The organism is Pedobacter petrophilus (genome assembly GCF_009674725.1).
GTDB lineage: Bacteria > Bacteroidota > Bacteroidia > Sphingobacteriales > Sphingobacteriaceae > Pedobacter > Pedobacter petrophilus.
Genome location: NZ_WKKH01000008.1, coordinates 100,508 through 112,806, shown reverse-complemented (window position 1 = coordinate 112,806; position 12,299 = coordinate 100,508). Strand labels below are relative to the sequence as shown.

Here is a 12,299-nt window from a genome sequence, read left to right as displayed (position 1 = left end):
TGTACAAAATTAGCATAATTTTCAACCCCTCATGGCAAAACAGATAAGCGAATTAAAATTAGGTATTTTAGGTGGTGGACAACTGGGCAGAATGCTTATTCAGCAGGCGATCAACTACAACGTAACTTCTTTAGTTTTAGATCCTGATCCGGATGCTCCCTGTAAACACCTTGCAAATTACTTTGAAAACGGTTCGATTACCGATTTCGACACCGTTTATAATTTCGGAAAGAAAGCAGATGTGATTACAATCGAAATAGAAAAAGTAAATATTGAGGCATTAGAGCAACTGGAGAAGGAAGGAAAACAAGTTTTCCCGCAATCGAGGGTAATCCGTTTAATTCAAGATAAGGGCGTTCAAAAACAATTTTTTAAAGAAAATGATATCCCAACCTCTCCTTTTCAAATTGTAAATACCAAAGAGGATATTGCAAATAGTCCGTTCCACTTTCCATACATCTTAAAATTACGTAAAGATGGTTACGATGGCAAAGGTGTAATGCGGATAAACAGTGCAGAAGATTTAGCAGACGCTTTCGATGCACCTTGTATCATTGAAAAGCTGGTAGATTTTGAAAAGGAAGTTGCCGTAATTGTAGCGCGGAATGCTAAAGGCGATATGAAAACCTTTCCAATGGTTGAAATGGAATTTAATGCCGAAGCAAATTTAGTCGAGTTCCTGATCTCGCCTTCTACCTACGCAGAAAGCTTGCAGCAAAAAGCAGAGAATATTGCGAAAAATATTGCATCAGCAATGAATATTACCGGTATTTTAGCAGTAGAGATGTTCGTTACCAGAGAAGGAGAAATATTGGTAAATGAAGTTGCTCCTCGTCCGCATAACAGTGGTCATCACACGATTGAAGGAAATTATGTTTCTCAATTCGAGCAGCATTTACGCTCTGTTTATAATTTGCCATTAGGCGATACCACTAGTATCACCAATGCCGTTATGATTAATTTGCTGGGCGAAAAGGGTTCAGAAGGTGTAGCTAAATATGAAAATCTGGAGAAGATTCTTGCCATCGATGGCGTCTTTGTTCACCTTTATGGTAAAAAATATACCAAACCGTTCCGGAAAATGGGCCACGTAACCATTGTTGATATAGACAGAGATAAAGCCATTGAAAAGGCGAGATATGTTCAAAAAACTTTAAGAGTTATTGCGTAAAAGAATAAAAAACAAAGATATAAGAACAAAGATAAAAGATATAAGAGCAAAAAATATGAGCGCAAAAGTAGGAATAATTATGGGAAGCAAATCTGATTTGCCTGTAATGCAGGATGCTGCTGATGTATTAAAAGAATTTGGAATCAGCTACGAAATCACCGTTGTATCTGCCCACAGAACGCCGGAACGCATGTTTAATTATGCAAAGGAAGCCCAGGGAAGAGGTTTAAAAGTGATTATTGCGGGTGCTGGTGGTGCTGCGCATTTACCTGGAATGGTTGCTTCCATTACCACATTGCCTGTAATTGGTGTACCTGTAAAATCATCAAATTCTATTGATGGCTGGGACAGTATTTTATCTATTCTACAAATGCCAAATGGTATTCCTGTGGCAACTGTAGCCCTTAATGCTGCTAAAAACGCTGGTTTACTGGCTGCGCAAATTTTAGCCACTGCCGATGAATCTTTAACGGTTAAAATGCAGGCTTATAAAGATGAGCTGAGAAGAAAAGTGGAAGAAAGTGCTGAAGAGATGGAAAATTAGATTTCATTTATGCAAATAGCGCCATCTCCTTTTTTGCAGGGCATTGTAAGGCATTATTTGGTGCTATCAAGTAATGCCTGTAGCCATCCTGATTTTCGGATTTTCTCTGATGGTAGCCCCGGAATCGTTTTCCATAGAAAGGCCCCTTTTATTCAAATAAGCGACAAAAATGGTTGTTTTGACGTACAGCCCAACTGTTTTGTATATGGGCAGATTACCCAATTCAACACCATATCTGCTACCGCAGAGATGGATATGCTGATTATTGTATTACAGCCTTCGGCTCTACTAAAATTATTCAACATTGCCGCCTTTGAAATTAACGACAAAACCATCCCTTTTGCGGATCTTACCGGTCATTCAGGCCGGTTACTGATAGAAAGCGTTCAGGAACAACCTGACAACGCAGTCGCGATTAGTTTGATTGAAGATTTTTTATTCAACAGGGCCATTAAAAAGACCTATCACGATGATATCGTATCTACATCTGTCAAACAAATTTATGCCCATAAGGGAATGAAAGGCCCGACAAAAATATTTAAAGATATTCCGGCAACAGAAAGACAATTGGAAAGAAAATTTCTGGAGCATATTGGTTTAAGTCCAAAAAAGTTTGCGGGTATTATCAGGCTTCAATATTTCCTTAAATGTCTCAAAACAGCAAATCCCACTACAAATATTTCCGAAATCAGTTACCATTGTGGTTATTACGATCAATCGCAGTTAAATAACATTTTTAAAAAAAACACGGGTTTAACACCTCTCCAATATCAGGCAAATGCCAATTTGCTCGCGGTTAATTTCCTCCTGCTGGGATCATAAATTGTCGGTTTTCTCCAATTTTCAGAAAAGGCTTCATCTCATCTTTGTATCATCAATTAAAGATGATCCAGATGAAAAACTTAAAAATTGCCACGGCACAGTTTGAGAACAAAAATAGCGATAAGGCATATAACCTCGGTATTATTGAAAAACTATCCATGAAAGCTGCAGAAGCAGGCGCTAACGTAATTAATTTTCATGAATGCTCCATTACCGGATATACTTTTGCAAGAAATTTAAACCGGCAGCAAATGCTTGATCTTGCAGAACTTATTCCTGACGGGCCGAGCATAAAAGCACTTATTAGTATTGCCAGGAGATGCAAGATTACCATTTTAGCCGGTCTGTTTGAAAAGGATGAAGATGGAAATTTGTACAAAGCACATGTTTGTGTTAATGAAACTGGTTTATTGGCAAAGCACAGAAAAATCCACCCTTTTATTAACCCACACCTTTCCCCAGGTACGAGTTATACCGTTTTTGATATTCATGGCTGGAAATGTGGTATTTTGATTTGCTATGACAATAACATTATTGAAAACGTTCGTGCTACAACTTTGCTTGGTGCCCAGGTTATATTTATGCCCCATGTAACCATGTGTACGCCATCTACCAGGCCAGGCGCTGGCTTTGTAGATCCTGAATTATGGAAAGATAAAAAAGCAAATGAAATAGAGTTGCGTAAAGAGTTTGATGGCTTAAAAGGAAGGCAATGGCTAATGAAGTGGCTACCTGCAAGGGCCTATGATAATGCCATTTATGTAATTTTCTCCAACCCCATTGGTATGGACGATGATCAGCTGAAGAATGGTTGTGCCATGATAATTGATCCTTATGGCGATGTTGTTGCCGAATGCAGGTCACTTGAAGATTCTTTTACAATTGCAGAATTAAATAAAGCGCACCTTATTAATGCTGGTGGACACCGTTATCTGGAAGCCAGAAAGCCTGAACTATATGCAGAAATTATAGGTAAACCGCATAAAAGCATCCAAAAAGTGGCATGGTTGTAACCAAAGTAAAATTTTCATTTAACAGGTACAGCCATTAACTGAAACTAATTCAAACTTGGGTCTATGGGAAAATTGCTTACGTGAGCATATTTCGGACCCAGGTTTACAATAACGTCTCTCCAAAGCTTCTCATCATCATTTCCAAAAATAAGATCAAGATATGAAACCTCACTTACCATCCAGGCATTTTGCGCCAACTCCTGATCCAGTTGCCCGTTTTCCCAGCCGGAATAGCCCATAAAGAATTTAACCTCGCTTTCATCAATCGCATTCGTATTGATTAGAATTTTAAGGGTTTCAAAGTTACCTCCCCAGTATAGCCCGTTTCCGATGGGTTCACCGCTCTGCAATTTATCGTAAGCACGATGGATGAAATGTAAGGTATCAGCAGCCACAGGACCGCCAAAATAAATATGATTGTCTGCCTGCCATAAATCCTGCATCACATCTTTTAAAATAACATCTGCAACCTGGTTTAAGATATAACCTACAGATCCGTCAGCACCATGCTCGGACAATAATACAACAGATCTCTTAAAATTTGGATTAGACATGAAGGGTTCAGAGATCAATAAACGGCCAGTTTTCGGTTTTATATTGTTTAGCATGACGATTATCATTTGTAGCACCATAAAAGATGCCTATTTTTGTTAAATGCAAGTTACTAATGAATTTCTACAAAACCTGCGCCAAGAATATAAAAGCGCCACGTTAGATGAGTCTGACGTAGATAACAATCCTATTACTCAGTTTAAAACATGGTTTGAACACGCTGTTGAAGCGCAGATTCATGAACCAAATGTAATGACATTAGCCACAGCTGACAAATCTGGCCGTCCGGATGCCAGGATTGTGTTATTAAAGGGCTTTGATGATAAAGGGTTTAGATTCTTTACCAATTATTTAAGTGCCAAAGGAAAAGAATTGAAAAAAAATCCTTACGCAGCTTTGGTCTTCTTCTGGCCAGAATTAGAACGACAGGTTAGAATTGAAGGCACGGTAGAAAAACTTGATAAAGAAACTTCCGAAGAGTATTTCAATACCCGCCCTATTGCAAGTCAGATTGGTGCCATTGCCTCACCGCAAAGTCAGGTCATTCCAAACAGGTCTTTTTTAGAAGAAAAATTCGAAGATTTAAGAGCTAAGAGTGAAGATAAAACGATCATTAAACCAGCGCATTGGGGTGGTTATGTGGTAAAACCAACACGAGTTGAATTCTGGCAGGGCCGAAGAAGCAGATTGCACGATCGTGTGAATTTTGAATGGATGAAAAACGAGTGGGTGAAATCAAGATTAGCGCCTTAGTTTGATATAAAAATGAAATAGAGATCCGCTATCCAGCCCGATCTCTATTTCTAACTAATCATTAACTAACCTAAATTGAAGGAAGTATTTTATAAAAACGTCAGATTTTAAAATCCGACGGCTAAATTCATTTCTTAAAAGCAATTAAAATCTAATTTTGTTTGCTTGATGATCAAATTTATTCAAAAAACCAGGCTTAAAAACACGTTCGTCGATGAAAGCAGGCTTTGAATCGGTTAAAGATTTTATTTAACTAAAACCGAGTTTTTTTAACAGATTTTAACAGCAACAACCAGGGTTGCTAAAGTTATTTACGCTAACCAAAGAAATTATCATGATTAAAAACGTCGCAGTTATAGGATCAGGAACCATGGGGAACGGCATCGCACATGTGTTCGCTCAATTTAATTATCAGGTGAACCTGATCGACATTAATCAAACCGCGCTTGACCAGGCATTAAAGACGATAGAAAAAAATCTGGATCGACAGGTAGCAAAAGGTACACTTACCGATCATCAAAAGCAGGTTACACTTCAAAATATCAGTACCTTTACCGTAATTAGTGAAGGCGTGGCAACTGCAGATTTAATTGTAGAGGCGGCAACGGAAAATATCGATCTGAAACTAAAAATTTTCAAGGATTTAGATCTTCACGCCCCTAAAAGTGCAATTCTAGCTTCCAATACCTCGTCCATATCAATTACCCAAATTGCTGCGGTTACGTCTCGTGGCGAAAAGGTGATCGGGATGCATTTCATGAATCCCGTACCCGTGATGAAATTGGTTGAAGTCATTCGTGGTTATCAAACCAGCAACGAAACGACCGATACCATCATGGAACTTTCAAAAAGCCTGGAAAAAACACCTGTAGAAGTAAATGATTATCCGGGTTTTGTTGCCAATCGGATTTTAATGCCGATGATTAACGAAGCCATTTACACTTTGTATGAAGGCGTTGCCGGAGTATATGAAATCGATACGGTAATGAAACTTGGAATGGCCCATCCAATGGGGCCGCTGCAACTGGCAGACTTTATCGGACTTGATGTATGCCTGGCTATTTTGAAAGTATTACATGATGGATTTGGAAACTCAAAATATGCGCCCTGCCCGTTATTAATTAACATGGTTGCCGCCGGCAGGAAAGGTGTAAAATCCGGCGAAGGATTTTATCGCTATACCGCGGGATCTAAGGATTTAATCGTTTCAGATAAATTCAAAAAATCCTAATTTTTTTAGCATTTTATTTTATATTTGCGTTATGAACGAAAATCTTGATCCGGATGCAAACAACCTCACCCCTATCGATCGCGATATTGAAAGGGTATTAAGGCCGCAGGCATTTGAGGATTTTACAGGTCAGGAAAAAGTGATGGAAAACCTGCGGATTTTTGTTCAGGCAGCAAAACTTCGTGGCGAAGCTTTAGATCATGTATTGTTGCACGGGCCTCCGGGTTTAGGCAAAACCACACTTTCTTACATCATTGCCAACGAAATGGGCGCGGGGATAAAAGTAACCTCAGGTCCTGTTCTGGATAAACCCGGTGATTTGGCTGGCCTTTTGACTGGTCTCGATGAAGGTGATATTCTTTTTATTGATGAAATTCATCGCCTGTCCCCTGTTGTTGAAGAATATCTTTACTCTGCAATGGAAGATTTCAAGATTGATATTATGCTTGAAACCGGGCCAAATGCACGTTCCGTTCAGATTTCATTAAACCCGTTTACTTTAGTTGGTGCCACTACCCGATCTGGATTACTTACCGCTCCATTGAGAGCCAGATTTGGAATTAATTGTCGCCTTGCGTATTATGATGCAAAACTATTAACTACGATTGTTCTTAGATCATCAGACATCTTAAATACACCTATCAGTGATGAAGGAGCATTTGAAATTGCTCGCCGGAGTCGTGGTACACCTCGTATTGCAAATGCACTGCTCCGCCGTACAAGAGATTTCGCACAGATAAAAGGTACCGGAAGTATAGATCCCGATATTGCCAATTACGCTTTGAATGCCCTTAATGTGGATGAGCATGGTCTGGATGAAATGGATAATAAGATCCTGACAACCATTATCGACAAATTTAAAGGCGGACCAGTGGGCTTAAAAACCATTGCGACTGCAGTTGGTGAAGATGAAGGAACCATTGAAGAGGTTTACGAACCTTTTCTAATTCAGGAAGGCTTTATTATGCGTACATCTCGTGGCCGTGAAGTTACAGAAGCCGCATACAAGCATTTGAAGAAGAATTATCCAGCGCAAACCGGAAAACTATTTTAGGCTTTAATAAACCGCCTGTTTACCGTTTTAAATCTGCAGGGAAACCTAATCCACCAAATCATTAAACTACCTGACTTTTTACCAATAAACCCAACTTTTGGATTCGTATTTTAATGCTCATTCATATACCGATTCTAACAATTTTAGATCTAATGTATTTTAACCCCTAAAGGTTAAGCCCCTGATGACAGCTGATTTGATTTTTTGACATTAACTAAATACATGATATCCTTAAAAGAAGTGAAACATCTTTAAGAAGTCATCGAAGATTCTTTTAATTTCACCAAACATTTAACACCCTAAACCGTTCAGTAAGGGTAAAACCAACAAATTATGAATATTGAATTACGTAAGCTAACCCTTGAGGATTATGCTGACTTAAAAGAATCGATGCTCCAGGCCTATGACAGCATGGGTGGCTCAATCTGGCCAAAATCGAGTATAGCAAAACTCTTAAATATATTTCCTGAAGGTCAGCTTTGTATTGCTGTAGATGATAAAGTTGTTGCCTGCTCACTCGCTATAATTGTTGAATATGATGAATACGGCGATCGCCATACCTATAAATTAATTACGGGTGATTATTCTTTCTCTACTCATGATCCAAATGGAGATACATTATATGGGATCGAAATTTTTGTACATCCTGATTTTCGCGGATTAAGACTGGGAAGAAGACTTTATGAAGCTAGAAAAGAACTTTGTGAAAGCTTAAATTTAAAAAGTATTATTGCGGGGGGAAGAATCCCGGGGTACCACACCTATTCTGAAACTTTAACACCCAGACAATACATCGATAAAGTTAAAGCGAAAGAAATTTACGATCCAACCTTAACTTTTCAAATTTCCAATGACTTTCACGTTCGTAAAGTTTTGAAAAATTATCTCCCAGGTGATAAAGAATCAAAAGAGTTTGCCACGCTAATTGAATGGAATAATATCTATTACCAGGGGGTAGATGCTTCCGCAAGGTCGGCAATGACGATCAGACTTGGATTGGTACAATGGGAAATGCGATTGTTTCCGGATATGGATGTTTTCTATGAGCAGGTGGAGTTCTTCGTTGATGCGCTAAGTGGATACAAATCCGATTTCATCATGTTCCCCGAGTTGTTTAACACGCCATTACTCCAACCTTACAATCACCTTCCTGAAATTGAAGCGATGCGTAAATTGGCGGAAAAAACACAGGAGATTGTAGATAGAATGCATGAATATGCATTGAGCTACAATGTGAACATCATCACCGGAAGTATGCCTTTACTAGAAAATGGAAAGTTATACAATGCTACCTATCTGTGCCATAGAACTGGTAAAATAGATGAGTATAGAAAAATTCACATCACGCCTAATGAACAAAAATACTATGGAATGATCGGTGGCGATAAGGTGCAGGTTTTTGATACTGACTGTGGTAAAATCGGGATTTTGATCTGCTATGATGTGGAGTTCCCTGAATTGAGCAGAATATACGCTGATCAAGGCATGCAAATTTTATTCGTTCCGTTTTTAACAGATACCCAAAACGGATATACAAGGGTGAGACATTGCGCACAAGCCAGGGCAATAGAAAATGAATGTTATGTGGCTATTGCAGGTTGCGTGGGTAACTTGCCAAAAGTTAATAATATGGATATTCAATTTGCCCAATCTGCAGTTTTCACACCATCAGATTTTGCTTTTCCAACTAATGCGGTAAAGGCAGAAGCCACACCTAATACGGAAATGGTATTAGTTGTTGATGTTGATCTCCACCTTCTAGATGAATTACACCACTATGGAACTGTTAAGGTTTTGAAAGATAGACGTACTGATTTGTACCAAACTAAATTATTGAAATAGATAAAGTTTCTTATCTAATAGGATGTAAAAATAAACATAAAAAAATGCCGGTCGCATCAACAACCGGCATTTCATTCTAATCTAAAGCTAATTATTTCCTTAATGCAAACCATACGATAATCCCAATGATTACGGCAATTGGCAAAATCCATTTTAATACAGAACCTGCCCCGTTTTCATCTTTTTCTGTTACCGCTGGCTTTGCCGGTCCCGGGTCTTCTTTATGACTTTCGTAATCTTGTTCAATCGGTTTAGGAGCTTCTCCTGATTCCGTATGCTTTGGATCTATATCTTCCATATGTCTTAGTTGAGTGAAGTCCTCACACCATCAATTACTGATTCTGTAAGCAACACAATTAATTAATTTAGTTCTGTAATGAAAACACGGGATTAATGAAAATGTTTTAAATCCTAAGCCTTATCTTTGCATATCTGTGTACAATAATGCTGCAAAATATAGTCAATTAATAAAGGATGAAGCCAAACGCCTTGGCTTTCTGGATGTTGGTATTTCTAAAGCAGAGTTTCTGGAAAATGAAGCACCTAGACTGGAGAAATGGTTGCATCAAAATCATCATGGCGAGATGAAGTATATGGAAAATTACTTTGATAAACGCCTTGATCCGAGGCTTCTGGTGGATGGCGCTAAATCAGTAATCTCTTTATCTTTAAATTATTATACTGACGAGAAGCAACTAGACCCTAATGCCCCAAAAATTTCAAAATATGCCTACGGACAAGATTATCATACCGTAATAAAGGACAAACTAAAAGCATTAACTTATTTTATAGAAGAAAATATAGGCGAAGTTTCCGGCAGGGCTTTTGTAGACTCCGCTCCTGTTTTGGATCGCGCCTGGGCAAAAAAATCCGGCATCGGCTGGATCGGTAAAAACGCTAATTTGATTAGCAAAACGGAAGGCTCTTTTTTCTTTCTTGCTGAACTCATAATCGATTTAGAGCTGGATTACGATCATCCGTTTCAAACTGATCACTGTGGCACTTGCACGCGTTGTTTAGATGCTTGTCCTACAGATGCCATTATTGCTCCTCAGGTGGTAGATGGAACGAAGTGCATTTCCTACTTAACCATTGAGCTGAAGAACGAAATTCCTTCAGAATTCAAAGATAAAATGAACAACTGGATGTTTGGGTGCGACATTTGCCAGGATGTTTGCCCCTGGAACAGGTTTTCTAAAGCCCATAATGAAGACGCCTTTAAGCCTGAGAATGGCTTATTGGATTTAACAGCAAAAGACCTGACCGAAATCACCGATGAGGTTTTTAAAAAGGTATTTAAAGGGTCTGCTGTAAAGCGAACAAAATATAATGGACTAAAAAGAAACATAGATTTTCTAAAGCCCGAATAGTTTATGTGAAAAGGCCTCACCATAAAAGGAAGGCCTTAACTATCAGGTAGCTGCTAGTTCACATTAAAAGTATTATCACCCTTAGATTTATCCGGAACATGGCTGCTTCCCATTACTGCCTTTTTAAGCTTTTTGGTTGTTTTGATTTTGATAGTAACCAATTTATTTCCTTTTTCCCACACGCCGATCGTGCTGTGATTTTTTTCAGTCGAGCCATCACTATAGGTTAAAGTCAGGTCTATTGGAAGAGGTTTTATCCCTTTATTTTCAACCGTTACGGTGTATCCGCTATTCGTTTTATCTACAGCTTTAATCCCTAAATCGAGGATTCCACCTTCGAAAAACCATGGTTTCCAAAACCAGTTTAAATTTTTTCCGCTTCCCTCATTTATGCTATTAAAGAAATCGTGTGGCATGGGGTGTTTTCCATTCCAATTCTTAATGTAGGTATGAAGGGCTTTAGTAAATAACTCATCACCCAAATAGTCTTTAACAAAAAGATACGCTAAACCCGGTTTTGGGTAGGAATTTGTAAATGATCCCGAACCTTTCAAATCAGGTGTCAAGGTCATTATCGGCGAATCATCTTTACTTCCTGAAGAGGAAGCTGTTGGCTGAATTCCATATTCGTCAACCATCGTAGAATCGATCATGGGTGAAATAAGCCACTCACCTATCGTGGCCCAGCCTTCATCCATCCAACCATATTTTGTTTCATTTATACCCATGTAGAACGGGAACATGGTGTGGAAAATTTCATGATCAGTAAGGGTTATTGCGTCTTCACGGCTGTCTACCGGATTATCATTCACCATCATTGGATATTCCATTTGATCCAGTCCATCAAAAATGGTTTCATGACTATATGGGAATGGCCATTTTGGAAAGACAAAGCTCATCGAGGATACCGTTTTACGGGCAAAATCAATCACTTCATAATAATCTTTATGTTTCGGATTGAAGACTGCATCTACCCTTGTTCTTCTTTTTGTTTTTGGATCAACAACTAAACTGGCAGACTTCCATAAATAATGATCGCTTAAAGCAAAAACAAAGTCGGTAACATTAGTCGCTTCAAATTTGAAGGTGTTGAAGGCATTATTTTTCGTCACCTTTTTATCAGCCAAATCCTGCGTGGTAATCACATCAATTACTGCATCATTTTTTTCTGCCGATGCTATCCTGGATACGATCTGATCCTGGAAAACATCACTTGCATTCTGAAGATCTCCGGTTGCCCAAACTCCATATCCACCAGGCACAGTTACTTCAGCATTAAACTGATCAAAATCGTTATAAAATTCTTCTGCACCGGTATAAGGAAACTTGTTCCAGCCATCTACATCATCATAAACAGCAATTCTTGGAAAGAAATAGGCTACGAAATGTGAACCTTCATCTACTTGCCCTGTGCGCAGGTGTGAGCCTTTGTTGAGCGTATAATGGTAATCAATGTCGAATTTTATAGTTTTACCAGGCAACACCGCAGGAACCTTAACAGTCATGTTCGTACCATCGATCTGGTAATTACTTATTGCATTTCCTGCTGCACTCAGCTTTTCAATCGCTACACCTTCGCTTAAATCTGACTCTGCTATTTTCGATTTCCTCGGCGTACCTTTTTGATAAAGATTTGGATATAACTTAAACCAGACTTCATTTAATGTATCAGGACTATTATTTGTATAAACCACCGCAACTTTACCTTTTAATAGCCGGCTTGCGGGATTAAAATCTATCTTCAAGTTATACTTAGCGCTATTTTGCCAATAATTTTTGCCCGGCTTTCCATTTACATTTCTTGTAGCTTTCTGATAAGTATGCTGAAAAACGGGTAATATAGGTAACTGAGTTTGTGCCTGAATTGAACTGCCAATGAGCATACACCAGGCAATAAGTTTTACTATTTTCATCTTGTTATTAACTAAAAAAGGCACAAGGAATAGT

At 38.6% G+C, this 12,299-nt stretch carries 12 protein-coding genes; 9 read left to right on the top strand and 3 right to left on the bottom strand.

Features of this window, described 5'->3' with window-relative positions:
- Positions 1–31 precede the first annotated feature (31 nt).
- From GJU39_RS07415 to GJU39_RS07400, 4 genes are all read left to right on the top strand, one after another.
- A complete protein-coding gene (locus GJU39_RS07415; RefSeq protein WP_154280139.1) occupies positions 32–1,171 on the top strand; it encodes a 5-(carboxyamino)imidazole ribonucleotide synthase in 1,140 nt (379 codons plus the stop codon).
- 55 nt (positions 1,172–1,226) lie between these two features.
- Positions 1,227–1,715 carry a 5-(carboxyamino)imidazole ribonucleotide mutase gene (purE, locus tag GJU39_RS07410; protein ID WP_154280138.1) on the top strand — a complete coding sequence of 163 codons (489 nt, stop codon included), beginning with the start codon at positions 1,227–1,229 and terminating at the stop codon, positions 1,713–1,715.
- Between the two features lie 9 nt (positions 1,716–1,724).
- The gene (locus GJU39_RS07405; protein WP_154280137.1) at positions 1,725–2,537 is read left to right on the top strand and encodes a helix-turn-helix transcriptional regulator; all 813 of its coding nucleotides are present in this window, start codon (positions 1,725–1,727) and stop codon (positions 2,535–2,537) included.
- Positions 2,538–2,608: 71 nt separating this feature from the next.
- Positions 2,609–3,550 (top strand): nitrilase family protein, encoded by a 942-nt coding sequence (locus GJU39_RS07400; protein WP_154280135.1) that lies wholly within the window; start codon positions 2,609–2,611, stop codon positions 3,548–3,550.
- Positions 3,551–3,594: 44 nt separating this feature from the next.
- Here GJU39_RS07400 and GJU39_RS07395 read toward each other — a convergent pair whose 3' ends face one another.
- A complete protein-coding gene (locus GJU39_RS07395) occupies positions 3,595–4,158 on the bottom strand; it encodes a YqgE/AlgH family protein (RefSeq protein WP_154280133.1) in 564 nt (187 codons plus the stop codon).
- 46 nt (positions 4,159–4,204) lie between these two features.
- Between GJU39_RS07395 and pdxH the strand changes: the two genes are divergently transcribed.
- The 4 genes from pdxH (at position 4,205) to GJU39_RS07375 (ending at position 8,982) form a co-directional block, all read left to right on the top strand.
- The gene (gene pdxH / locus GJU39_RS07390; RefSeq protein ID WP_154280131.1) at positions 4,205–4,855 is read left to right on the top strand and encodes a pyridoxamine 5'-phosphate oxidase; all 651 of its coding nucleotides are present in this window, start codon (positions 4,205–4,207) and stop codon (positions 4,853–4,855) included.
- A 334-nt stretch (positions 4,856–5,189) separates the two neighbouring features.
- The gene (locus GJU39_RS07385; protein ID WP_154280129.1) at positions 5,190–6,086 is read left to right on the top strand and encodes a 3-hydroxyacyl-CoA dehydrogenase family protein; all 897 of its coding nucleotides are present in this window, start codon (positions 5,190–5,192) and stop codon (positions 6,084–6,086) included.
- Between the two features lie 31 nt (positions 6,087–6,117).
- Positions 6,118–7,140, top strand: a complete 1,023-nt coding sequence (gene ruvB, locus GJU39_RS07380) for a Holliday junction branch migration DNA helicase RuvB (RefSeq protein WP_154280127.1) — start codon at positions 6,118–6,120, stop codon at positions 7,138–7,140.
- Between the two features lie 333 nt (positions 7,141–7,473).
- Positions 7,474–8,982: a carbon-nitrogen hydrolase family protein gene (locus GJU39_RS07375; RefSeq protein WP_154280125.1), complete on the top strand. Its 1,509-nt coding sequence runs from the start codon at positions 7,474–7,476 to the stop codon at positions 8,980–8,982.
- A 91-nt stretch (positions 8,983–9,073) separates the two neighbouring features.
- Here GJU39_RS07375 and GJU39_RS07370 read toward each other — a convergent pair whose 3' ends face one another.
- Positions 9,074–9,280 (bottom strand): hypothetical protein, encoded by a 207-nt coding sequence (locus tag GJU39_RS07370; RefSeq protein WP_154280123.1) that lies wholly within the window; start codon positions 9,278–9,280, stop codon positions 9,074–9,076.
- Positions 9,281–9,416: 136 nt separating this feature from the next.
- Here GJU39_RS07370 and queG point away from each other — a divergent pair, with 136 nt between their 5' ends.
- A complete protein-coding gene (gene queG, locus GJU39_RS07365; RefSeq protein ID WP_342448185.1) occupies positions 9,417–10,352 on the top strand; it encodes a tRNA epoxyqueuosine(34) reductase QueG in 936 nt (311 codons plus the stop codon).
- 53 nt (positions 10,353–10,405) lie between these two features.
- Here the strand turns inward: queG and GJU39_RS07360 are convergent, their stop codons facing one another.
- Positions 10,406–12,265, bottom strand: a complete 1,860-nt coding sequence (locus tag GJU39_RS07360; RefSeq protein ID WP_154280121.1) for a M1 family metallopeptidase — start codon at positions 12,263–12,265, stop codon at positions 10,406–10,408.
- Between the last annotated feature and the right edge of the window lie 34 nt (positions 12,266–12,299).

What these genes read in the sequence shown, in the direction of transcription:
- GJU39_RS07375 (WP_154280125.1), top strand. Translation starts at nt 7,474, where the DNA reads ATGAATATTGAATTACGTAAGCTAACCCTTGAGGATTATGCTGACTTA.
- GJU39_RS07400 (WP_154280135.1), top strand. Translation starts at nt 2,609, where the DNA reads ATGAAAAACTTAAAAATTGCCACGGCACAGTTTGAGAACAAAAATAGC.
- GJU39_RS07370 (WP_154280123.1), bottom strand. Translation starts at nt 9,280, where the DNA reads ATGGAAGATATAGATCCAAAGCATACGGAATCAGGAGAAGCTCCTAAA.
- GJU39_RS07360 (WP_154280121.1), bottom strand. Translation starts at nt 12,265, where the DNA reads ATGAAAATAGTAAAACTTATTGCCTGGTGTATGCTCATTGGCAGTTCA.
- purE (WP_154280138.1), top strand. Translation starts at nt 1,227, where the DNA reads ATGAGCGCAAAAGTAGGAATAATTATGGGAAGCAAATCTGATTTGCCT.
- GJU39_RS07415 (WP_154280139.1), top strand. Translation starts at nt 32, where the DNA reads ATGGCAAAACAGATAAGCGAATTAAAATTAGGTATTTTAGGTGGTGGA.
- GJU39_RS07405 (WP_154280137.1), top strand. Translation starts at nt 1,725, where the DNA reads ATGCAAATAGCGCCATCTCCTTTTTTGCAGGGCATTGTAAGGCATTAT.
- ruvB (WP_154280127.1), top strand. Translation starts at nt 6,118, where the DNA reads ATGAACGAAAATCTTGATCCGGATGCAAACAACCTCACCCCTATCGAT.
- pdxH (WP_154280131.1), top strand. Translation starts at nt 4,205, where the DNA reads ATGCAAGTTACTAATGAATTTCTACAAAACCTGCGCCAAGAATATAAA.
- GJU39_RS07385 (WP_154280129.1), top strand. Translation starts at nt 5,190, where the DNA reads ATGATTAAAAACGTCGCAGTTATAGGATCAGGAACCATGGGGAACGGC.
- GJU39_RS07395 (WP_154280133.1), bottom strand. Translation starts at nt 4,158, where the DNA reads ATGCTAAACAATATAAAACCGAAAACTGGCCGTTTATTGATCTCTGAA.